Below are 22,044 nucleotides of genomic sequence, written 5' to 3'. Positions count from 1 at the left end.
ATTCACTTCAATGCAAAAGCCAACCACAGGCAAGCAACGATTTTTTGTCATAACCAGCCGTCCGAAAGCCGATAAATCCAGACTCTGCCCATGAGCCAGCCAGCACCTGCCGAGCCTGCGACCAGCCCCCTTCCCGGTCTGCCACCCGGCGCTGCCGACCCCTGCGTGCACTGCGGCTTCTGCCTGCCCACCTGTGCCAGCTATCGGGTGCTGGCCAGTGAGATGGACTCTCCCCGCGGCCGTATTCACGCGCTACGGGCGATCGAAGCCGGTGAACTGGAGCTGGATGCCACGGTGGCCAGCCATTTCGACACCTGCCTGGGCTGTTACGCCTGTGTTTCGGCGTGTCCTTCAGGAGTCCGCTACGACCAGCTGATCGAAGCCACCCGGCCCAAGCTGAATCAGACCAACCAGCGCAGCAGTTGGCAAACCAGCTTCCGCAAGCTGCTGCTGCAGGTGCTGCCCTACCCCAAGCGCCTGCGGGCTCTGCTGCAACCCCTACGGGCCTACGCCGGCACACCGATGCAACAGCTAGCCCGCCGCTCCGGGCTTACTCGTCTGTTCGGGCCGGAAATCGAAGCGATGGAACAACTTCTGCCGCCCCTAGCGCCGGAGAGCTTCAACGACCGACTGCCCCAGATCAACCCCGCCAGCGGGGAACGCCGCGGCCGCGTGGCGCTGTTGCTGGGCTGCGTGCAACGCTGCTTCGACCCCAACGTCAGCAGCGCAACGGTGAAAGTGCTGCAAGCCAACGGATTTGAGGTGGTGATTCCACCGGACCAGGGATGTTGCGGGGCGGTGAGCCATCACCAGGGAGAGCTGGAACTCACCCGCCAATTGGCGACGGATCTCGTCCGCAGCATGAACGCGATCCAAGGAGAGCTGGATGCCGTGCTGGTGGCTGCTTCGGGCTGTGGCCACACGATGAAGGCCTACGGCGAGCTGCTGAACGGCGACGCTGCCTTCCGCGCTCCGGTGCTGGATGTGCAGGAATTCCTGGCAGACCGCGGCCTTCTGGAGACATTCCGCGCCCAACTGCAACCTCTACAAGGCGTGGTGGCCATGCATGACGCCTGCCACATGATTCACGGCCAGGGAATCCAGGCCCAGCCCCGCCAGCTGCTGCGCGCCATTCCTGGCATCCAGATGCGAGAAGCGGCCGAGGCTGGGGTCTGCTGCGGCAGTGCCGGCATCTACAACCTGGTGCAACCGGAGGAAGCCGCTGAACTGGGCCGGATCAAGGCCGACGACCTCAGCGGCACCGGCGCTGCATGGGTGGCCAGCGCCAACATCGGTTGCACCCTGCAACTGCGGCGCCACCTGGGAGATCGGGCCCGGGTGCAGCATCCGATGGAACTGCTGGCCGCCTCAGCCGGCCTCCATCCGCTGCCAGGCATCCCTCAACGTGCCAGCAACGCCGAGATTGCCGGGGAAGGTGAGAATCGGCAGTCCGCTGAAGGGCCCCGCTGAAGGACACACCAACGACAGACCCGGCAGCAGCTGCCCTTCCAGCTGCACCGACTCGAGGGCCAGACCCCGGGCCAGCAGCGTCTGGGTGGTGATGCCACCTTTGCTGAGCAGATAGCCCAGATCAGGAGCCAGGGCTGACGCGAGTCGCCCCATCAACTCGGCCAGAGCGCAGGACAAGCGCCGGCCCTCCTGTTCGGAAGCACAACGCAGCTCACCGCGGCTGGTGAACAACACCGGCGTCAGACCTTGATCCAGCAGTGCCCGCAGCTGCTGCGACCAGACCCGCTCAAGATCCGCCAGCAACAGATCGGGTGTCGGCCCCTCCAGCACCCGGGCGATGCGCGGCACCGACAGTTCAACCCCTTGGCAACCCGATTCCTGCAGCAACAGCTCCAGCTGCTGATCCGCCAAGGGCACGTGGGAGCCCACCATCACCAGGCCCGGCAGAGGCGTTCCATCGTCAGCCAACCGTCGCAACCCCGCTAAGCCCTTGGGATCAAGCGGCGGCGGGCCTGGATCCGCCAGGGCCTTCACCATGCTGGCGGCGGAACGGAACAGAAAGCGTTTCTGCCCTTGCAGGGCGCGCACCGCTGCGGCCAAAGCGGTGAGCTGCTCCTGGCGCTCGGCATCCACCACCACAGAGGCATTGCCCTGGAGCCCACGCAGACGCTCAATCAACAGCGGCAGCCCCGCAGCGCAGGCGGCATCAAGCTCCCGGCCGCTGATGCGCTGCACCGACGCCGCGGCAATGGACCCATCACTTTTCTCCTCCAACCAGCGGGCCAGATCACTGCTGCTGAAACCGAACAGCCGATCCTGAGCAAACGGCGTGGTGTGCACCGGTTCCCCGTGGAGGAGATGCACGCCGTTCACAGTGGTGCGGCCCCCTTCCAAGAAGGCTGGAACATGGAAGGTGGCATCAAAGGGTCCGAAGGCCGCCTGCAAAACCTCAGGCTCCAGCACCCCATGACCGCGCAAGGTCGAATCCCCACGACTCACCAGCAGCACCTGATCACGGGCCAATCCCTCCCGCTGCAGCGCCTGATCCAAGGCCACAGCAATACCGCGGTTGCGTTCCGCAGCATCCATGGGCATCAGCGCCCGAGTGTCGGCCAACAGAAACAACAGCGGAGACCCATGACGAAGCCCCTGGCGCAGGGTGTCGACATCCCAGCGCAGCAGCAGCGGGCAGCTGTGCACCGTCTGCGAGCCGGTGGGATCGTCGTCAATGACCACAACCTTCATGGCACCATCGTGCCGTGAGCCATTCCCCCGCCAGCCGCAGTGCTCTGATTGATCTGGTGCGCCAGTGGCACCAGAGCGGCACCCCCTGGAGTCCCAGTGGACTGGGCACACGCCTGGACTGGGGTCCGCCGCTGGATCCCCGCCATGAGGTGCTCTCCTGCCGGCAGCTCAACCGGGTGATCGACCATGCCGTGGACGATCTGACCATCACGGTGGAAGCCGGCATGCCATTGCAGGACCTGCAGGGTCTGCTGGCGGAGCAGGGGCAATGGCTGCCCATTGACTGGCCCCGGGCCGGCGCTCCCGGAAGCATCGGCGGCCTGGTGGCCCGTGGACTGGCGGGGGGACTGCGGCAGCGCCATCTGGGGGTGCGCGATCAGATCATTGGCATCGGCCTGTTGCGGGCGGATGGCGTCGAAGCCCATGCCGGTGGGCGGGTGGTGAAGAACGTGGCGGGCTACGACCTGATGCGGCTGCTCTGCGGCAGCTGGGGCAGCCTGGCGCTGATCACCGAACTCACCCTGCGGCTGCAACCGCTGCGGCCCGCCCGGAGCGGCCTATTTGTGGAAGGCGACCTGAAGGCCCAGGAGGCCTTTCGCAGCGAATTGCTGCGCTCCAGCCTGACGCCGGAACGCTGTGACTGGATCAACGGCGGCGATGGTGCCTGGCGGCTGCGTCTGGTGGTGAGCAGCGTGTCGGAGCAGGCTGTAGACGATCAGCTGAAGCAGCTCGAGGCGTTGGCGCTAAACCAGCAGCTCAGCGCCGAACGCCAGCCTTGTTCCGATGCCCTCACCACACCCTTCGATGCCAGCCCCTCTGCGCAGCTGGTGCGGCTGGTGCTACCGCCGGCCCAGTTGCACCGGTTGTTGCGGGATGAGGCGATGAAGGCCCTCCAACCATGGACCTGGGAACTGGCCGCAGGAGCCGGCTGCGGTGATGGCTGGTGCGATGCAACAACACCGGATCACCAGCTGGAGGCGCTGCGCCGCAGCGTGATCCGCCTCGGCGGCGAATTGACGCTGTTAAAACCCGTGGCTGGGTCAACCGTGCCGGTCTGGCTTGACCGTCCTTCCCGACCGCTGATCGAAGCGGTGAAACGCCAGTTCGACCCCAAGCAGCAGCTCAGCCGCGGCCGCCTGCCGGGGGTGAATCAGGAGACGCTGTAGCGACAGTCCAGGGTCTGCTTCGTCCCGGGCTCGAGCACCAGTTTTCGATCACCGCTCACCAGGGCCTGCCGCGGACCGGTCCAGGGTTCCAGACAAACCATTGGCCGCGGGGGCTCGGTCCAAACCACGCTGAGGTCCAGCGGTGCCTGATGCTGCAGCTCCAGCGTCACGCCGGTGGCATCGTCGATCAGGCTGACAGGACCCGCAGGCCGGCAGAGGAAATCCACCCCTTCGGGCAGCCGCTTGAGCTGATCGGCGGTAGCGGCCTCCGCCATCTCCAGATGGTTGAGGCAGCACTCCGCCAGACCCGTGAGGCGGGTCTGGGCCAGATCGCTCACGTTGAAGTACGGGTGCAGGCCAAAACTGAACGGCATGGCGGCATCACCGCAGTTGTGCACCGTGATTGAGATCTCCAAGGCCGAGGCCACCGGGCGCAGCTCCATCTCCAAACGAAAGGGGAAGGGATAGGCCTTCAACGTTTCGTCGGTGCTGGAGAGGCTGAGGCACACACCGCTCTGATCCTCCAGCAACTGAAGCTGCCAGGGAAGGTCCCGGGCGAAGCCGTGCTGCTTGAGGGGATGGTCGACGCCATCCACAGGCAGCACATCTCCGGGCAGATTGCCGCAGATCGGAAACAACACCGGAATGCCGCCGCGAATGCTTTTGCTGGGATCGGCGTAACGCTCTTGATCGAAATACAGGATCTCCCGTCCCCCGCAAGACCAACCACTCACCAGACCACCCCGCTCAGGAATGATTCGCAACCGATCACCGCTGCTGGGATGCACAAAGTCCCAGTGGGCGTAGGGGGCCGACTGCTGGGTGAGGGTCATGGGCATCCGCCGATGCGGGGTGGCTCATTCATTCACTTAGCCAGCAGATCCGCATTTGTCGGTGCCGCAGCCGACTTCAGGCTCTCCAGCCATTGCAGCAACGCCGCATTCACCTGATCCGGCACCTCATCGTGGGGGCAGTGCCCGGCCTCCAGAACCACCTCAGTGGTGGCCTCCGGAGCATGGCGCTGGAAGGTGGAGCGGCGACCGGGGGCGTTGATCCAGGGATCACGAATGCCCCAGAGAAGCAACAGCGGCGCCGTCAGTTCCGCGAAAAGCTCATCGAGGGGCTGACCGCGGGGGATATCGAAGACCGTGCGGAACACCCCGAAGGCGCCGGGATCCAGGGAGGGGCGCCGAATCGACTCCACCAACCAATCGTCGACGTTGGTCTTATCGACGTACACCTGATTGAGGGTGCGGCGGATCGTGGCGGGTCGGCGCAGGTTCTCGAACAGCAACCGCTGCAGCACCGGACTTTTCAGCAGGGCCGTGCCGATGCTCTGACGGGCGATGGCGCCCCAGCCTTGCGGCGGTTTCTGCTCATCACTGAAGGGACCGGCGGCATTGAGCAGCACGACTCCCGCACAGTCCGATCCCAACGCGGCCCCGGCAGCAAGGGCAGCAAAACCACCGAGGGAATTGCCGGCGATCACCGTCGGGCGGCCGATCCGCTCGCGCACATAGGCCACCAGTTGTTCGCGCCACAGGGCACCCCCGTAATTGAGACCCGCCGGCTTGGCACTTCTGCCGAAGCCCAGCAGATCAATCGCATGCACGGCGTGGGTCTGGGCCAACACGGGAATGTTGTGACGCCAGTGATCGGTGGATGCTCCGAAACCATGCACCAACAGAAGCGCCGGATGATCGGTGCTGTCCTGCTCGGGATGCTGCTGCACCGTGTGCACGGCGTGGCCGAGATGGCTCCAAGTGACGCGATCCACAGCCGGCTGCGAGGGACGCGATGCTAAGCAGCACTGAAGCGGCCTGGATGGTGAGCTACGAGGTGATGGGCGGACCGCTGGCGGACGCATCCGTCTGGCGCGGAGCTTTGCTCTGGGCCATCGCTCTTTACGTGCCGCTGAGCGCACCGCTCAGCACGTTGGAATCCAGCCTGGAGGAGGGTGGTCTTCCCGAAGCGGTGCGTCAACCGGTGCTGGTGATCAGCAGCCTGCTGCTGGCCCTCGTCGTGGGCGTTGTCACCCAGCTCGGATTCAGTTGGGTCCTGGGTCCGAGCTGGGCCTCCAGCCTTGGTGTTTTGGCCGTGGGCTGGAGTGTTCTGATCGTCCTCGCCAATGCCGGAAAAGACGACTGATTCAGGAGGCACCCGCCAGGGGATCGGCAGCGAATTCATCGGGAACCTGATTGCCGTCTTCAGGGGGCTTGTCTTTGAGGACGATGCGCAACAGCACTGGCGCCAGGAACGTGGTGCCGATCACCATCAGCAGAATCGCCGCCTCAAGGCCAGGGCTGAGCAGCCCAGAAGCGGTGCCCAGGCCCAGGAAGATCAGGCCAACTTCGCCGCGGGGCATCATTCCCAGCCCAACCACCAGGTTGTTGGTCTTTTCCTTGCTGAAGATGGCCCAGCCGGCAGCCACCTTGCCGATGATCGCCACCACAAACAGGAACGCTGCCACCACCAGGGCGGAACGGGCCCCCGGATCAGAGGGGTTGATCACTGAGAGGTCCATACCGGCACCCACCAACACGAAGAAGACGGTGGCGAACAAGCCAACGATGGGGGTGACCGCCGCCTGAATCTCGTGGCGATGCTTGGAGGTGCTGGCGATCAAACCAGCGGCGAAGGCCCCGAGTGCAGCCTCCAGACCAATGGCAGAAGCGACAAAACAGCTGACGGCCAGCAGCAAATAGGAGCCGATCAGCTTGGCGCCGGGAGCCTTGAGCTGATCAATCACCCAGTCGAAGGCGGGGGCAGCCTTTTGGCTCAACAACAAGGCCACCACCACAAACAGAACGGCCGCCACCACCAGCTGAACGATGGGCCCGATCTCCAGGCTGCCGCCGGCCGCCAGGGACACCACGATGGCCAGAATGACGATGCCGAGGATGTCGTCGAGCACGGCGGCACCGATCACGATCTGGCCTTCTCGGGTGCGCAGGTAGCCAAGTTCACCGAAAACGCTGGCGGTAATGCCAATGCTGGTGGCGGTCATCGAGGCACCCGCGAAGATGGCAGGGATCGCATCCACGTGGAAGATCGCCATCAAGCCAAGGGTGCCGAGGGCGAAGGGCAGCACCACGCCGACCACGGCGACGCTGAAGGCCTGAGCCCCCACCGCCATCAGTTCTTCCAGCTCACTTTCAAGACCCGTGAGGAAGAGCAGGGAATAAAGCCCCAGCGTGGCCACCGACTGCAAGGCGCCAAAGCTCTCGTTGTAAAGGACTGGAATCTCCTCCACCGGCACATGCGAAAGGCCGGCCACCACCTCGGAGAACGCTCCGGAAAGTTGCACCTGGGTCTCTGGCGGCACCAGAAGGTGAAGGCCAGAGGCACCAATCAGCACGCCAGCGAGGAGTTCCCCAAGAATCGTGGGGAGCTCAAAGCGCACCAGCACCTCAGCAAGGGTGCGGGCCGCCACGAAGATCAGCATGAAGCGAAGGACGCCGATCAGCGTTTCCGCCAATTCGAGGTCGTGACTGCTGATTTCGCTCAGCAGAGTGGGCAGCAGCATCAAGCCGGGCATGTCTCACGCCGAACCTTAATGGTGATTCCGCCGCTGAACTGTTCGCTGGATGATCCCAATTGACCGGGAATGCTGTATTAAGCGCTTTTTTTCAGGCAGCCCCAGTTGTGATGGCTACGGTCCGGGTAATTCATTGAGTTGGGCTCCGAGCACCCCTGGCCTGACGGTGATTCCACGCTCCATGGCTCGCTGAACCCCCATGACCACGTCACAACCGTTCGATCTGCGTCTGCCGACCCCCGGCTGTCACAACGACCCAGAACGAGCCGGCCTCGATGCCAAGAGCGTGTTCGACGGCATGACGGAACACCTGTTCTTCACGCTCGGCAAGCTCGCCCCCACCGCCAGCCGCCATGACCTCTACATGGCCCTGAGTTATGCGGTGCGTGATCGGCTGATGATGCGCTACCTGGCCACCACCGAAGCGATGCGGGCCCGCCCGCAGAAATCGGTGGCCTACCTGTCAGCGGAATTTCTGATCGGCCCGCAGCTCCACAGCAACCTGCTGAATCTGGGAATTCAGAAGGAAGCCGAAGAGGCCCTGAAGAATTTCGGCATCGAGTCGTTGCAGCAGATCCTGGATGTGGAGGAGGAACCGGGTCTGGGCAATGGAGGCCTCGGCCGTCTGGCGGCCTGCTACATGGAATCGCTGGCCAGCCTGAAGATCCCGGCCACCGGCTACGGCATCCGCTACGAGTTCGGCATCTTCGATCAGCTGATCCGCGATGGCTGGCAGGTCGAGATCACCGACAAATGGCTCAAGGGCGGCTGGCCCTGGGAACTGCCCCAGCCCGATGAGGCCTGCTTCGTGGGCTTCGGCGGTCGCACCGAGAGCTACATCGACGACAAAGGCAACTACCGCTCCCGCTGGATCCCGGCGGAACACGCCATCGGCATTCCCCATGACGTGCCGGTGCTGGGCTATCGGGTGAACATCTGCGACCGGCTGCGGCTCTGGCGTGCCGATGCCACCGAAAGCTTCGACTTCTATGCCTTCAACATCGGCGACTACTACGGCGCCGTTGAGGAAAAGGTGGGCAGCGAAACCCTCTCCAAGGTGCTGTACCCCAACGACGGCACCGACGAAGGCCGGCGTCTGCGCCTGAAGCAGCAGCACTTCTTCGTCAGCTGCTCGCTGCAGGACATGCTGCGCAGCCTCGACAACCGCGGACTGTCCGTCGAGGACTTCCCCAACTACTGGACGGTTCAGCTCAACGACACCCACCCGGCCATCGCCGTGGCGGAGCTGATGCGACTGCTAATTGACGATCGGCATCTGGAGTGGGACCGGGCCTGGGACATCACCTCCCGCTCCGTGGCCTACACCAACCACACCCTGCTGCCCGAAGCGCTTGAGAAGTGGGACCTCAACCTGTTCAGCAGCCTGCTGCCGCGCCATCTGGAGCTGATCTACGAGATCAACCGACGCTTCCTGCAGCAGGTGAGGCTGCGCTACCCCGGCAACGACGCGATCCAGCGCAAGCTCTCGATCATCGATGAAGAGGGCAGCAAGGCCGTGCGCATGGCCCACCTGGCCACAATCGGTGCCCACCATGTGAACGGTGTGGCTGCGCTGCACTCCGATCTGGTGAAAACCGACCTGCTGCCTGAGTTCGCGGCGCTGTGGCCGGAGAAATTCACCAACGTCACCAATGGCGTCACCCCGCGCCGCTGGGTCGCCCTGGCCAACCCCGAGATGTCGGCTCTGCTGGATCAGCACGTTGGGCCCGACTGGATCTCCAACATGGAGAGCCTGCGCAAGCTGGAGGAGCGGCAGAACGACCAGGGCTTCCTCGAGCTCTGGGGCAACACCAAATTGTCGGTGAAGCGCAAGCTGGCCACCTACATCCACCGCAACACCGGTGTGTTGGTGGATCCCGCCAGCCTGTTCGACGTGCAGGTGAAGCGCATCCACGAGTACAAGCGCCAGCACCTCAATGCCCTGCAGGTGATCACCCAGTACCTGCGGATCAAGAACGGCCAGACCGACGGCATGGCGCCCCGCACCGTGATCTTCGGCGGCAAGGCCGCTCCCGGCTACTACATGGCGAAGCTGATCATCCGCTTCCTCAACGGCATCGCGGACACCATCAATGCCGATCCCGACATGGATGGCCTGCTGCGGGTGGTGTTCCTGCCGGATTACAACGTGAAACTGGGGGAGCAGGTGTATCCCGCCTCCGACCTCTCCGAACAGATCTCCACCGCCGGCAAGGAAGCCTCCGGCACCGGCAACATGAAGTTCGCCATGAATGGCGCCCTCACCATCGGCACCCTTGATGGGGCCAATGTTGAGATCCGCGAGCTGGTGGGAAGCGAAAACTTCTTCCTGTTCGGCAAGACGGTGGAAGAGATCACGGCTCTGCAGCAGGACGGTTACCGCCCTGGCGATGTGATCGCCGCACTGCCGGAACTGCAGGAGGCCCTGCGGCTGATCGAGATGGGGCACTTCAGCAACGGCGACGGCGAACTGTTCCGCCCCCTGCTCGACAACCTCACCGGCAACGACCCCTTCTTTGTGATGGCCGACTACGCCGACTACCTGCGGGCCCAGGAGGCGGTGAGCCGTGCCTGGAGCGACCGGATGCACTGGAATCGGATGTCGCTGCTGAACACGGCCCGCACCGGGTTCTTCTCCTCCGACCGTTCCATCGGCGAATACTGCAGGAACATCTGGGCCGTGGATCCTCTCAACGTGGAGATCACCTGCGACGTGCGCTGAAAACAGCCACAAAAAAAAGCCCTGGATCCTGTCCAGGGCTTGGAACCAAGATGCAGTGCTTCAGCTCCGATCAGGCAGATCAGGCGTCTGATGCAACAGGCGGTTGAGCCGCAGACGGTCCACATTCAAAGGATCAGGAGCCAGCTCACCGGCCAGTTCGCGGAACTTCTGCTCGATTTCTTCCGGGACGCGCACATCAAACACCCGCTCCATCAACGCCTCGATCGAGAACAGATGGGCGTTGATGTTCTCCAGATCGGCAATGGCCTGCTGGATGCCATCACCTGATTCTTCCGGCACAGGCGCGCCGGATGCCGCAGGCTTCGAGGCGGCTGGATCGGCGGTCGGGCGGGACCCGTGCTGCTTCTGCAGATCCTCGAGCACCCGGCCCGACAGGGTGCGGAACGACTGGAGTGCTGCCCAGTTGAGCTCCTGCTGCTGACGAAGCGTGGGGGACTCCCGGATCAGCCGGTCATGCTCCCGGTAAAACCGTTGGCAATCCGGGCACTGGCAGGGCTCTTCCGGCAATGCAGTCCCTCGCGGTCATTCCCCACTATGCCACCGATCAAGCCGCCTGAGGCCCCAGATCCTCCTCGGCCTGGGGGCCATCCTCACCAGCGGTGTCAGGCAGAGGGATCTCAATGGAGGACACCACACCGATCACATCCCGCAGCCGCATCGAATCGGCGAACCAGCCCATGGCCTGTTCCGTATCGCCGCGACGTTCCGCGTCACTGGCCTGGTCTTCGTGGGCTTCCGCCAGGAGAGCAAGCCAACACAGGCAGCGGGCCTGCACCACGGATAAATCCAGATCCGTGGGCTGGGATTCCGCAATCCGCTCACTTTCCTGCTGCACCAACAGCCGCAGACGGAGATCGTGAAGCTGGGTCATGGCACCCAAACCCGGTTGTACCAACCCTAGCGGTGGTGAACGATCTGAACACCCCACCAGATGTAGCGCTCACTACCTCTTGAGTAAGTCTCACGGGGCTGGCGGGACTCGAACCCACGACCTACGGTTTAGGAAACCGTCGCTCTATCCAGCTGAGCTACAGCCCCAGACCTCTGAATTATGCCCACGAGGCATGATGAGATCTGAAAGCAGGCGAGGTGGTTGCGGCCGATCTCTTTGAGTGTCGGCTGAGGAAAGTCCGGGCTCCCTGATGGCCAGGCTTGCTGGGTAACGCCCAGTGCGGGTGACCGTGAGGAGAGTGCCACAGAAACACACCGCCGATGGCCGGTTCGCCGGCACAGGCAAGGGTGCAAAGGTGCGGTAAGAGCGCACCAGCAGCATCGAGAGGTGCTGGCTCGGTAAACCCCGGCTGGGAGCAAGGCCAAGGAACGACGGCTGGCCATTGGCCCCGTTCCGTTTGAACGCGCCGCTCGAGGCCGTCGGCAACGGCGGTCCCAGATAGATAGCCACCCACCCTCCGCAGACGAACCTCTGTGGGGCGTGAACAGAACCCGGCTTATGTCCTGCTTTCACCCCTTCTTCAGCGTTGCTCAGGAGTCCTGATGGATCCATCCCGCGCCGCAGAGCTCACTGACTTCATCCAGCAGCTCGACGCTGAGATCCCCATCAACTCTGAGCTACTCGCCCTGGTGGATCAGGCCCTCACCCACGTGTCGAGCGGCCGGGACCCCAACCTGGAACGGCTGGAGTTCCTTGGTGATGCGGTGCTGCGGCTCGCTGCCACCGAATTCATTGATCGCCACCACGCCGATCTGGCGGTGGGTGCCTGCTCCAACCTGAGGGCTCAGCTGGTAAGCGATCGCTGGCTGGCGGACGTGGGTGGAGCACTTGGCATCGAACAGCATCTGCTGCTGGGGCGGCACGCCCAGGGGGATCGTTCCGCCGAATCCAGGCTGCGGGCCGATGCCACCGAAGCTCTGATCGGTGCGTTGTACAGCGCCCTCGGCAACGTTGAAGCGATTCACCGCTGGCTCACCCCCCACTGGTGCACCACCGCCCAGGCAGTGCTGGCGACTCCCCATCAGTTCGGCGGCAAAACAGCCCTGCAGGAGTGGAGCCAGGGCCAGGGGCTGGGACTGCCCAGCTACGCCACCGAAGAATGCAGCCGCCAGCACGGCGACCCCGAACGCTTTCGCTGCCGGGTGAGCATCCAAGGCCGAGACCTGGCGGAGGCCAAAGGCCGATCCCGCAAGGAGGCCGAACAGAACGCGGCAAAAGCCGCTCTTCAGGCCCTGGAAGGCAGCGACGCACCGCAGGCATCGCAGTGACGGGAATCCCTGCGGTGCCCCTGACGCCCGCAGCTGCTGCAGACCAGCTCAGCCGACCGCTGCTGGTGATGGCGCACCCCCGACACCGTCAGGATCCCTGTGGGAATGGCAATGATGCCGAAACCCAAGAGCATCACCACTGAGGCCAACAGCCGCCCCAGTTCCGTCTGGGGGACAACATCGCCGTAACCAACGGTGGTCATGGTGACGATCGCCCAGTAGACGCCGCTCGCCACCGTCTGGAACTGGGAGTCGGGCCGGGCACTCTCGATCACAAAAATGCTGTAGCCGAGCACCACCTGCAGCAGGAAGACGAAGAACAAAAAGACGCCGATGGTGCGGGCACTTCCCCGCAGGGCCTGCCCCAGCACGCGGGCTTCATCGATGAACTTGAGCAGCTTGAACACCCGCAGGATGCGGCCGAACTTGAACACCCAGAGCAGCAACTCACTGCGCACCTGCGGCACGAAGAAAAACAGGACTGCCGAGGCGTCAATCAGTCCGGTGAAGCTGAACAGGTAACGGCGAGGCTTCTCCACCAAGACCAGATGAAGAACAAAATCCGCCGCAAACACCGCCAAGCAAACGTTCTGAACCAGATCGATCCAGGGCACATTGGTTTGGCGCAGGGCTGAGTTGCCCAGGGGGTCGGGTTCCAGCAGTAGGGCCAGAACACTCAGCAGAATCGCCCCGAAAATGACAGCGTTGTAGGCCTTGCCCGCCGAGGTGCTGGCTTCCAGCACCGTGGACTGCAGCCTTTGTCGCAGGCTTCGGTCTTTCTCCATCGCCTCAGGCCGGCTGGAGGTCCTTCAACCGCAGGGTCACCAACTTGTCCCAGTTGCCACCTTCGAACAAAACGGCCGCACGGTCGCCGCTGATTCGCTGCACAAAGCCCGTGTAGCCGTTGTAGATCGAGGTGGCATCCGCCACGGTGACGGTGGAGCCAGGGAGGATCGGAGCGGTTGCAGGCGCCATGGCTCGTTCGCGGACTGTTCTGGCGCCATTATCGGCAGAGTGCGCGACGGATGGCATGGCTGAGAGCAATGAGTGGCTCAGCGTCGGCAAGATCGTGGGGGTCCAGGGGCTGCAAGGGGAACTGCGGGTGAATCCCGCCAGTGATTTCCCCGAGCGATTCACGGCGCCGGGGCCGCGCTGGCTGCGCAGTCGCAAGGGGGGTGAGCCGATGGAAATCCAACTCAAGAAGGGCCGGCAACTGCCCGGCAAGTCGCTTTTTGTAGTGCGGCTTGAAGGGATAGACAACCGCAGCGCCGCCGAAACCCTTGTGGGCCATGAACTGCTGGTGTCAGCGGATGACCGGCCCGAATTGGACGAGGGGGAATTTCACCTGCTCGATCTGCTGGGCCTGGAGGCACGGCTCGCGGCCGATGGCCCTGCCGTTGGCACCGTGAGCGATCTGATCAGCGGCGGCAACGACCTGCTGGAAATCACCACATCGGAGGGCCGCAAGCTACTGATTCCCTTCGTGGAGGCAATCGTGCCCGAAGTGCAATTGGAGGAGGGCTGGCTGCTGCTCACCCCACCACCAGGCCTGTTGGAGCTCTGACAGATCTCTCTCGGGGCATCGACAGAACCCCATAGGGCAAGCGATTCTGGGTCACCGCTCTCAGGACGTGATGGGCTCCACACCGCTGATCCCTGTGATCCTTTGCGGAGGCACCGGCACAAGGCTTTGGCCGCTGTCACGGGCGAGTTACCCCAAGCAGTACTGGCCGTTGAGCGGAGAGGGGGAGGCCACGTTGCTGCAACAGACCCAACAGCGGCTCCATGGCCTTGATGCCCTGGCGGCCCCCCTGCTGATCTGCAATGAAGACCACCGCTTCATCGTGGCCGAACAGATGCGGCAGATCGGAGTCGAGCCGAACGCAATTCTGCTGGAACCGATGGGCCGCAACACCGCTCCGGCGGTGACCGTGGCCGCACTGCAGGCCACGAGCAACGGCGAGGACCCGCTGCTACTGGTGCTGGCGGCAGATCATCTGATCCGCGATGCCGCCCAGTTCCGCCAGGCCATCGACGCTGGCCGCCAACCCGCCGAAGAGGGACGTCTGGTGACCTTCGGGATCGTGCCAACGGCTCCGGAAACCGGTTACGGCTACATCGAAGCCAGCGAACCCTTCTCCCTTGGGGGACCGGCCCATGTGCCGATCAAGCGGTTCGTGGAGAAGCCCGATCAGGCCACAGCAGAGCAATTCCTGGCCACCGGCCGCTTCACCTGGAACAGCGGCATGTTCCTGTTCCGCGCCAGCGCCATGCTGGCGGAATTGGAGCGACTGGCCCCGGAAGTGGTGAGCTGCTGCCGGGCAGCACTGGAGCAAGACACGGCCGACCTGGAATTCCATCGGCTGGAGCGGGAGGCCTTCGCCAAGTGTCCCAACGTGGCCATTGACGTGGCCGTGATGGAGAAAACGGAATTGGGCAGTGTGCTGCCGCTGGATGCGGGCTGGAGCGATGTGGGCAGCTGGAGCGCGCTCTGGGAAACCTCAGAACAGCGGGATTCTCAAGGCAACGTGCTGCAGGGCCATGTGATCGCCGAAGGCAGCCGCGACTGCTACCTGCGCAGCGAACACCGCTTGGTGGTGGGGCTGGGGGTGGAGAACCTGGTGGTGGTGGAAACCGACGATGCCGTGTTGATTGCGGACCGCTCGAAAGCGCAAGAGATCAAAACCGTGGTGAAGCAGCTAGAGGCCGAAGGCAGCCCGGAGGGCAAGGCCCACCGGAAGATCTACAGGCCATGGGGCTCTTACACGGGTGTGGTGGAGGACAGCCGCTGGCAGGTGAAGCGAATCTCCGTGAAACCCGGCGCCAGCCTGTCGCTGCAAATGCATCACCACCGGGCCGAACACTGGATTGTGGTGCGCGGAACAGCCATCGTCGAACGGGATGGAGAAGAGCAACTGCTGGGTGAGAACCAGAGCACTTACATCCCCCTGGGCTGCAAGCACCGCCTGTCAAATCCAGGGAAAATCCCCGTGGAGCTGATTGAGGTGCAAAGCGGCGAGTACCTCGGCGAAGACGACATCGTTCGTTTCCAGGACTGCTATGGCCGTAGCGATCTCAGCCTCAGCCCCAGCTGAGGCTCACTCCACCGTGACGCTCTTGGCCAGATTGCGGGGCTGATCCACATCCAGGCCGCGATGAGCTGCGATGTGATAGCTCAGCAACTGCATCGGCACCACGGTGAGCAGAGGGCTGACCCACTCGCTCACAGAGGGCACCGGCAGCAGTTGATCAAACAAATCGGTGTCGGGCCCCTGGGGCGCCACACCGATCAGCTGGGCGTCGCGAGCCTTGGCCTCCTGCGCATTACTGAGCACCTTCTCGAAGACCACGCCGGGGACAGCGATCGACACCACCGGCACCCGGGAATCAAGCAGGGCGATCGGACCATGCTTCATCTCCCCGGCCGGGTAGCCCTCGGCATGGATGTAGCTGATCTCCTTGAGTTTCAATGCCCCCTCCAGGGCGATCGGATAATTGATTCCCCGGCCCAGGAAGATCACATCCTGGGTGTCGGCAAAGCGAGGGGCCAAGGCTTCGGAGCGCTGGTCGTGCAGATCCACCAGCTGGCGCAACTGCTGGGGCAGACCGCGCAGTTCGTCTACCAGAGCCTTGATCTCAGCAGCGGGGCGAGCACCACGGCGGGCCGCAAAGGCCATGGCCAAGCCATAGAAGGCCAGGAGCTGGCCGAGGAACGTCTTGGTGGCCGCCACTCCGACTTCAATACCAGCCCCGATGTCGAGGATGTGGGACACCTGACGTGAGAGGGAGCTTTCCGGACGATTGGTCACCCCCAGCTGGCGGGGGGCAAAAGCTGGATCTCCATGGGCCAAGCGCCGTTCCGCCTCCATGGCCAGAGCCGCAAGTGTGTCTGCCGTTTCACCAGATTGAGTCACGCCGATGGTGAGGGTGTGGGGGGCCAGCGGAGGCGGCGCATAGCGGAATTCACTGGCGTAGTGCACCGACGTGGGTATCCCAGCGAACTGCTCCAGCAAGTAGGCACCCACCATCGCGGCATGGCGGCTGGTGCCGCAGGCCAGGATCTGAATCCGCTCAATCCCGGCGTAAAAGGCATCGTCCATCGGCAGCGCCACCGGCAGCTCCGCCGGCAGTCCCTGAGGCAGGTGACGCGCCACCCACAGCTCTGCGGTCTCCGGTTGCTCATGGATTTCCTTGAGCATGAAGTGACGGAACTCACGCTTGTCGGCCACGTGGGCCACACCGCTGAGCTGGGTGGGCATGCGTTGCTGGCGCACCCCCGCGGCGTCGTAGAGCTCCACCCCCAGAGGTGAGAGCAAGGCCACCTCGCCGTCTTCCATGGGAAGGATCGTGCGGGTGAAGCCCGCCAGGGCCGGCGTGTCGCTGGCACAGAGGAATTCGCCTTCCCCCAAGCCGATCAACAGCGGGGCCGACTTGCGGGCCACCACCAAAGCCCCCGGCGCCTGATCCCAGATCACGGCCAGGGCATAGGCCCCCTGCAGCTTGGGCAGCACCCGCTGCAGGGCCTGCAGCAACAGCCCACCGCCAGGGGTTCCACCCGCAGCTTGCAGCTGCTGCAGTTCTGCCGCCAGCAGATGGGGAATCACCTCGGTGTCGGTCTCCGACTGGAGGACAACCCCGGAAGCCTCCAGTTGCTCCCGCAGGGCCCGGTGGTTCTCAATAATACCGTTCTGCACCACAGCCACAGCCCCATCGCTGCTGCGGTGTGGATGGGCATTGCGCTCTTCCGGTTTGCCATGGGTCGCCCAGCGGGTGTGGCCAATGCCGCATTGCCCAGGGGCGCCCTCGGCTTCAAAACAGGCAGTGAGGTTGAGCAGCTTGCCCTTGGCCCGTAAGCAGGTGAGCTGCCCCTGGGCTGCCACCGTGGCGATCCCTGCGGAGTCGTAACCGCGGTACTCCAGCTGCCGGAGACCCTCCAGGAGCTGGGGTGCCGCTTCTCGGGAACCCACCAGGGCAACGATTCCGCACATACAAAAAAAGCCCGGCTGAAGCCGGGCCGAGCTTATGAGGTGAAATGGGGGAAATCAGTAGGCCAGACCCATGGAGCGCGTGGTCTCGTCTCCCAGGTAAACGCGGATGCTGAGGAAGTCGGTGGGGCAGGCGGTTTCGCAGCGCTTGCAACCTACGCAGTCTTCGGTGCGGGGCGAGGAGGCAATTTGGCCGGCCTTGCAGCCGTCCCAGGGCACCATCTCAAGCACGTCGAGAGGGCAGGCACGCACACACTGGGTGCAGCCGATGCAGGTGTCGTAGATCTTGACGGCGTGGGACATGTGCCCGATGCATTCGAAGGCTTGCGGCAAACGTACCCGTCCTTCGCCGGTCCATGACCAGGCCGTCACCGTTGTTAACGGCGCGGTCGTTGAGAAAGGGACCACGAAGGCGTGCCCGTAAGATGCAGCGTCCCGTTGCCACGGCTATGTCCCAGGAAGCGATTCTCGAAAAGGTGCGCTCAATCGTTGCGGAGCAACTGAGTGTTGACTCCGGCGAAGTGAAGCCCGAATCCAACTTCCAGAATGATCTGGGAGCTGATTCTCTGGCCACCGTGGAACTCGTGATGGCCCTTGAAGAGGCCTTTGACATCGAGATTCCCGACGAAGCAGCTGAAGGCATCACCACCGTTGGTGACGCCGTCAAATACATCGAAGACAAGCAGGCCTGAGCAACGCAATGATGGATGGTCTCCATCGCGTCGTCATCACCGGCCTCGGCGCGGTCACACCGATCGGCAACACGGTTCAGGACTACTGGAACGGCCTCACCTCCGGCAGCAACGGAGTTGATGCCATTACCCTGTTCGATGCATCCGCACACGCCTGCCGCTTTGCGGCGGAGGTGAAGGATTTCGATCCGTCCGGCTTCATCGAACCGAAGGAAGCAAAGCGCTGGGATCGGTTCTGCAAGTTCGGCGTGGTGGCAGCCAAGCAGGCTGTGGCCCATGCCGGCCTTGAGATCAACGACGCAAATGCGGATCGGATCGGCACGATAATCGGCTCCGGCGTCGGCGGTCTGCTGACGATGGAGACACAGGCCCATGTCTTGGAAGCCAAAGGCCCTGGACGGGTGAGTCCGTTCACGGTGCCGATGATGATCCCCAACATGGCCACAGGCCTTGCCGCCATTGCCCTGGGTACCAAGGGTCCCAGCTCCGCAGTGGCCACCGCCTGTGCTGCTGGCTCCAATGCCGTTGGCGATGCCTTCCGGCTGCTGCAGCTGGGCAAAGCCGACGCCATGGTGTGCGGTGGCGCCGAATCAGCGATCACTCCCCTTGGGGTGGCCGGCTTCGCCAGCGCCAAGGCCCTGTCATTCCGCAATGACGACCCGGCCACGGCCAGCCGTCCGTTCGACAAAGAGCGCGACGGCTTCGTGATCGGGGAAGGTGCTGGGGTATTGGTGCTCGAAACCCTCGAGCATGCCCAGGCCCGTGGCGCCACGATCCTCGGCGAAGTGGTGGGTTACGGGATGACCTGCGACGCCCACCACATCACTTCCCCCACCCCCGGCGGCGTCGGCGGTGCCGAAGCCATGCGCCTGGCCCTCGCCGATGGCGGCATTGATCCGTCCGAGATCGACTACGTCAACGCCCACGGCACCAGCACCCCGGCGAACGACAAGAACGAAACCTCAGCCATCAAGAGTGCCCTGGGCGAACAGGCCTTGCAGATCCCGGTGAGCTCCACCAAATCGATGACCGGTCACCTGCTGGGTGGCTCCGGCGGCATCGAAGCGGTGGCCTGCGTGCTGGCGCTGCAACACGGGGTAGTGCCCCCCACTATCAACTACACCACCCCGGATCCCGACTGTGATCTGGATGTCGTGCCCAACGAGGCGCGGGATCAGACACTGGGAACCGTCTTGTCCAACTCCTTCGGCTTCGGCGGCCACAACGTCTGCCTGGCTTTCAAACGCGCCAGCTGAGCCTCCGCGCTCACGTCGTGCGTCAAAATCGCTCCAACTTTTCCTCTTAACACCATGGTCGCTGCGCCCGCGTCTCTCGACACGCTCTGCATCAACAGCATTCGGATGCTGGCTGTCGACGCCATCAACAAGTCCAACAGCGGCCACCCCGGCCTGCCGATGGGCTGCGCACCCATGGGTTACGCCCTCTGGGACAAGTTCCTCAAGCACAACCCCAAGAACCCCAAGTGGTTCAACCGCGACCGCTTCGTGCTGTCCGCCGGCCACGGCTGCATGCTGCTGTACGCGCTGCTGCACCTCACCGGTTACGACTCGGTCTCCATTGAGGACATTAAGCAGTTCCGCCAGTGGGGCTCCAAAACTCCCGGCCACCCCGAAACCTTCGAGACCCCTGGCGTTGAAGTGACCACCGGCCCCCTGGGTGCCGGTATTTCCAACGCTGTGGGCCTGGCCATCGCTGAATCCCACCTGGCGGCCAAGTTCAACAAGGCCGACGCCACCGTGGTGGATCACTACACCTACGTGATCATGGGCGACGGCTGCAATCAGGAGGGTGTGTCTTCTGAAGCGGCCTCCCTGGCTGGACACCTGAAGCTGGGCAAGCTGATTGCTCTCTATGACGACAACAGCATCACCATTGATGGACGCACCGATGTGTCCTTCACCGAGGACGTGCTGAAGCGCTACGAGGCCTACGGCTGGCACGTGCAGCACGTGGCCGAGGGCAACACTGATGTGGATGCCATCGCCAAGGCGATCGAAGCCGCCAAGGCCGTGACCGACAAGCCGTCGATCATCAAGGTGACCACCACCATCGGCTACGGATCACCCAACAAGGCCGACACTGCCGGTGTTCACGGTGCTGCCCTGGGTGAAGAGGAAGCAGCCCTGACCCGCCAGCAACTGGGTTGGGACTACGCCCCCTTCGAAATTCCCCAGGACGCCTACGACCAATTCCGCCAGGCCATCGACCGCGGAGCCAGCCTCGAGGCCGAGTGGAACCAGACCCTGGCCACCTACCGCACCAAGTACCCCAGCGAAGCCGCAGAGTTCGAGCGGATGCTGCGCGGCGAGTTGCCCGAAGGCTGGGACAAAGACCTGCCCACCTACACCCCCGAAGACGGCGGCTTGGCCACCCGCAAGCACTCCCAGATCTGCCTGGGTGCTCTGGGCCCGAACCTGCCCGAGCTGATCGGAGGCTCTGCCGACCTCACCCACTCCAACTACACGGACATCAAGGGTGAGACCGGCTCATATCAGGCCAGCAGCCCTGAAAAGCGCTACCTGCACTTCGGTGTGCGTGAGCACGCCATGGCCGCGATCCTCAACGGCATCGCGTATCACAACAGCGGCCTGATTCCCTACGGCGGCACTTTCCTGGTGTTCGCCGACTACATGCGCGGCTCGATGCGCCTGTCGGCCCTGAGCGAGCTGGGCGTGATCTATGTGCTGACCCACGACTCCATCGGTGTCGGCGAAGACGGCCCCACCCACCAGCCGATCGAGACCATCCCCTCCCTGCGGGCGATGCCGAACATGCTGGTGTTCCGTCCTGGTGACGGCAACGAAACAAGCGGTGCCTACAAGGTGGCCATCCAAAACCGGAAGCGCCCCAGCTCCCTTTGCCTCAGCCGCCAGGGGATGGCCAACCAGGCCAACTCCTCGATCGACAAAGTGGCCCTGGGCGGTTACGTGCTCGAAGACTGCGCCGGGACCCCTGATCTGATCCTGATCGGCACCGGCACCGAGCTGGATCTCTGCGTGCAGGCTGCCAAGCAACTCACCGCCGAAGGCAAGAAGGTGCGAGTCGTCTCCATGCCCTGCGTGGAGCTGTTCGACGAGCAGACCGATGCCTACAAGGAAGAAGTGCTCCCGAATGCCGTGCGCAAGCGCATGGTGGTGGAAGCCGCTGAGTCCTTCGGCTGGCACCGTTTCATCGGACTGGATGGCGATAGCGTCACCATGAACCGCTTCGGTGCATCAGCCCCTGGTGGCACTTGCCTTAAGGAATTCGGCTTCACGGTGGAGAACGTGGTAGCCAAAGCCAAGGCTCTGCTCGGCTGATCGCCAGAACACTTCAACAACAAGGCCTCCTGCTTTGGCAGGGGGTCTTTTTTTGTTGCCAACCCAATCAATGGCCTTACAAAAAAGCTAGACGTCCTGACGAACGCCGAGCCAACAACTGACTTCAGTCAACACAATTAATCCGCTTTATCGAGCTTGACCGGGGTGAGCTCAACAGCACCTGCTTTGGTTTCCAGAACCTTCTCCAGACCTTCGAGATCTTCATCAGTGATCTTGGTCTGCATCGGGCAGTGCTTGGGTCCGCACATGAAGCAGAACTCAGCCTGCTTGTAGATGTCAGCTGGCAGGGTTTCATCGTGATATTCCTTGGCCCGCTCAGGATCCAGGGACAGCTCGAACTGCTTGTTCCAGTCGAAGTTGTAGCGGGCGCGGCTGAGCTCGTCGTCACTATCCCGGGCACCTAGGCGGTGACGGGCGATGTCAGCCTCATGGGCAGCGATCTTGTAGGCGATCAGGCCTTCGCGCACATCCTCAGCGTTAGGCAGACCGAGGTGCTCCTTAGGAGTCACGTAACAAAGCATCGCCGTGCAATGCCAACCAGCCATCGCCGCACCGATCGCAGTGGAGATGTTGTCGTAGCCGGGAGCAATGTCGACAAGCAAAAGCCTGAACAAACAAAAAAAGAAGGACTACATCGCACACCT

20 protein-coding genes, 1 tRNA gene, 1 other RNA gene and 1 pseudogene are annotated in these 22,044 nt (G+C 63.4%); 11 read left to right on the top strand and 12 right to left on the bottom strand.

The window, feature by feature from the left end:
* Positions 1-90: 90 nt before the first annotated feature.
* Positions 91-1,470, top strand: coding sequence for a (Fe-S)-binding protein (locus SynRS9902_RS00720; protein ID WP_186509605.1), 1,380 nt, complete (start codon positions 91-93; stop codon positions 1,468-1,470).
* Here the strand turns inward: SynRS9902_RS00720 and SynRS9902_RS00715 are convergent.
* Entirely contained in the window at positions 1,369-2,715 is a 1,347-nt protein-coding gene (locus SynRS9902_RS00715) for a four-carbon acid sugar kinase family protein (protein WP_186509604.1), read from the bottom strand. The two genes, SynRS9902_RS00720 and SynRS9902_RS00715, sit on opposite strands and share 102 nt — an antisense overlap.
* 14 nt (positions 2,716-2,729) lie before the next feature.
* Here SynRS9902_RS00715 and SynRS9902_RS00710 point away from each other — a divergent pair, with 14 nt between their 5' ends.
* Positions 2,730-3,881 (top strand): FAD-binding oxidoreductase, encoded by a 1,152-nt coding sequence (locus SynRS9902_RS00710; RefSeq protein ID WP_186509603.1) that lies wholly within the window; start codon positions 2,730-2,732, stop codon positions 3,879-3,881.
* Here the strand turns inward: SynRS9902_RS00710 and SynRS9902_RS00705 are convergent.
* Together SynRS9902_RS00705 and SynRS9902_RS00700 are read right to left on the bottom strand one after the other, a co-directional pair.
* On the bottom strand, positions 3,866-4,720 hold the full coding sequence (locus SynRS9902_RS00705) for a galactose mutarotase (protein WP_186509602.1): 855 nt from the start codon (positions 4,718-4,720) through the stop codon (positions 3,866-3,868). The genes SynRS9902_RS00710 and SynRS9902_RS00705 overlap by 16 nt on opposite strands.
* 26 nt (positions 4,721-4,746) lie before the next feature.
* Positions 4,747-5,658 (bottom strand): alpha/beta fold hydrolase, encoded by a 912-nt coding sequence (locus SynRS9902_RS00700; RefSeq protein WP_186509601.1) that lies wholly within the window; start codon positions 5,656-5,658, stop codon positions 4,747-4,749.
* 20 nt (positions 5,659-5,678) lie between these two features.
* On the opposite strand from SynRS9902_RS00700, the gene SynRS9902_RS00695 reads away from it, so the two are divergent.
* Entirely contained in the window at positions 5,679-6,029 is a 351-nt protein-coding gene (locus SynRS9902_RS00695; protein WP_186509600.1) for a hypothetical protein, read from the top strand.
* A 1-nt stretch (position 6,030) separates the two neighbouring features.
* On the opposite strand, the gene SynRS9902_RS00690 is transcribed toward SynRS9902_RS00695, so the two are convergent.
* Complete coding sequence (locus SynRS9902_RS00690; RefSeq protein ID WP_186509599.1) at positions 6,031-7,407, bottom strand: cation:proton antiporter; 1,377 nt, start codon at positions 7,405-7,407, stop codon at positions 6,031-6,033.
* Positions 7,408-7,618: 211 nt separating this feature from the next.
* On the opposite strand from SynRS9902_RS00690, the gene SynRS9902_RS00685 reads away from it, so the two are divergent.
* On the top strand, positions 7,619-10,141 hold the full coding sequence (locus SynRS9902_RS00685; RefSeq protein WP_186509598.1) for a glycogen/starch/alpha-glucan phosphorylase: 2,523 nt from the start codon (positions 7,619-7,621) through the stop codon (positions 10,139-10,141).
* Positions 10,142-10,201: 60 nt separating this feature from the next.
* On the opposite strand, the gene SynRS9902_RS00680 is transcribed toward SynRS9902_RS00685, so the two are convergent.
* The 3 genes from SynRS9902_RS00680 to SynRS9902_RS00670 all read right to left on the bottom strand — a co-directional run bounded on the left by SynRS9902_RS00680 (position 10,202) and on the right by SynRS9902_RS00670 (position 11,200).
* A complete protein-coding gene (locus SynRS9902_RS00680; protein WP_186509597.1) occupies positions 10,202-10,669 on the bottom strand; it encodes a hypothetical protein in 468 nt (155 codons plus the stop codon).
* A gap of 37 nt (positions 10,670-10,706) precedes the next feature.
* Positions 10,707-11,033 (bottom strand): hypothetical protein, encoded by a 327-nt coding sequence (locus SynRS9902_RS00675; RefSeq protein WP_025362017.1) that lies wholly within the window; start codon positions 11,031-11,033, stop codon positions 10,707-10,709.
* Positions 11,034-11,126: 93 nt separating this feature from the next.
* Positions 11,127-11,200, bottom strand: a tRNA-Arg gene (locus SynRS9902_RS00670).
* Positions 11,201-11,238: 38 nt separating this feature from the next.
* Here SynRS9902_RS00670 and rnpB point away from each other — a divergent pair.
* Both rnpB and rnc read left to right on the top strand, forming a co-directional pair.
* An RNA gene (gene rnpB, locus SynRS9902_RS00665) (RNase P RNA component class A) lies at positions 11,239-11,629 on the top strand.
* Positions 11,630-11,656: 27 nt separating this feature from the next.
* Entirely contained in the window at positions 11,657-12,382 is a 726-nt protein-coding gene (rnc, locus tag SynRS9902_RS00660; RefSeq protein WP_186509596.1) for a ribonuclease III, read from the top strand.
* On the opposite strand, the gene SynRS9902_RS00655 is transcribed toward rnc, so the two are convergent.
* Positions 12,340-13,167 carry an ion transporter gene (locus tag SynRS9902_RS00655; RefSeq protein ID WP_186509595.1) on the bottom strand — a complete coding sequence of 276 codons (828 nt, stop codon included), beginning with the start codon at positions 13,165-13,167 and terminating at the stop codon, positions 12,340-12,342. The genes rnc and SynRS9902_RS00655 overlap by 43 nt on opposite strands.
* Before the next feature lie 4 nt (positions 13,168-13,171).
* Positions 13,172-13,357 carry an NAD(P)H dehydrogenase subunit NdhS gene (locus tag SynRS9902_RS00650; RefSeq protein WP_114988059.1) on the bottom strand — a complete coding sequence of 62 codons (186 nt, stop codon included), beginning with the start codon at positions 13,355-13,357 and terminating at the stop codon, positions 13,172-13,174.
* 55 nt (positions 13,358-13,412) lie between these two features.
* Here SynRS9902_RS00650 and rimM point away from each other — a divergent pair, with 55 nt between their 5' ends.
* Together rimM and SynRS9902_RS00640 are read left to right on the top strand one after the other, a co-directional pair.
* Complete coding sequence (rimM, locus tag SynRS9902_RS00645; protein WP_186510469.1) at positions 13,413-13,946, top strand: ribosome maturation factor RimM; 534 nt, start codon at positions 13,413-13,415, stop codon at positions 13,944-13,946.
* A gap of 70 nt (positions 13,947-14,016) precedes the next feature.
* Positions 14,017-15,477 (top strand): mannose-1-phosphate guanylyltransferase/mannose-6-phosphate isomerase, encoded by a 1,461-nt coding sequence (locus SynRS9902_RS00640; RefSeq protein ID WP_186509594.1) that lies wholly within the window; start codon positions 14,017-14,019, stop codon positions 15,475-15,477.
* Between the two features lie 3 nt (positions 15,478-15,480).
* On the opposite strand, the gene glmS is transcribed toward SynRS9902_RS00640, so the two are convergent.
* Both glmS and psaC read right to left on the bottom strand, forming a co-directional pair.
* Positions 15,481-17,370, bottom strand: coding sequence for a glutamine--fructose-6-phosphate transaminase (isomerizing) (glmS, locus tag SynRS9902_RS00635; RefSeq protein WP_186509593.1), 1,890 nt, complete (start codon positions 17,368-17,370; stop codon positions 15,481-15,483).
* A gap of 54 nt (positions 17,371-17,424) precedes the next feature.
* Entirely contained in the window at positions 17,425-17,670 is a 246-nt protein-coding gene (psaC, locus tag SynRS9902_RS00630) for a photosystem I iron-sulfur center protein PsaC (protein WP_006850103.1), read from the bottom strand.
* Between the two features lie 146 nt (positions 17,671-17,816).
* On the opposite strand from psaC, the gene acpP reads away from it, so the two are divergent.
* The 3 genes from acpP to tkt are packed head-to-tail and all read left to right on the top strand — an operon-like array spanning position 17,817 to position 21,379.
* Positions 17,817-18,059: an acyl carrier protein gene (acpP, locus tag SynRS9902_RS00625; protein ID WP_186510468.1), complete on the top strand. Its 243-nt coding sequence runs from the start codon at positions 17,817-17,819 to the stop codon at positions 18,057-18,059.
* An 8-nt stretch (positions 18,060-18,067) separates the two neighbouring features.
* Positions 18,068-19,315, top strand: coding sequence for a beta-ketoacyl-ACP synthase II (gene fabF, locus SynRS9902_RS00620; RefSeq protein ID WP_186509592.1), 1,248 nt, complete (start codon positions 18,068-18,070; stop codon positions 19,313-19,315).
* 54 nt (positions 19,316-19,369) lie between these two features.
* Entirely contained in the window at positions 19,370-21,379 is a 2,010-nt protein-coding gene (gene tkt, locus SynRS9902_RS00615; RefSeq protein WP_186509591.1) for a transketolase, read from the top strand.
* A gap of 137 nt (positions 21,380-21,516) precedes the next feature.
* Here the strand turns inward: tkt and SynRS9902_RS00610 are convergent.
* Positions 21,517-22,002: pseudogene (locus SynRS9902_RS00610) on the bottom strand (phosphomethylpyrimidine synthase ThiC); the annotation flags it as partial.
* Between the last annotated feature and the right edge of the window lie 42 nt (positions 22,003-22,044).

This window comes from Synechococcus sp. RS9902, from assembly GCF_014279635.1.
Classification (GTDB): domain Bacteria; phylum Cyanobacteriota; class Cyanobacteriia; order PCC-6307; family Cyanobiaceae; genus Parasynechococcus.
Note: the sequence above shows the minus strand (reverse complement) of the source record. Positions and strands in the feature narration are given on the sequence as shown.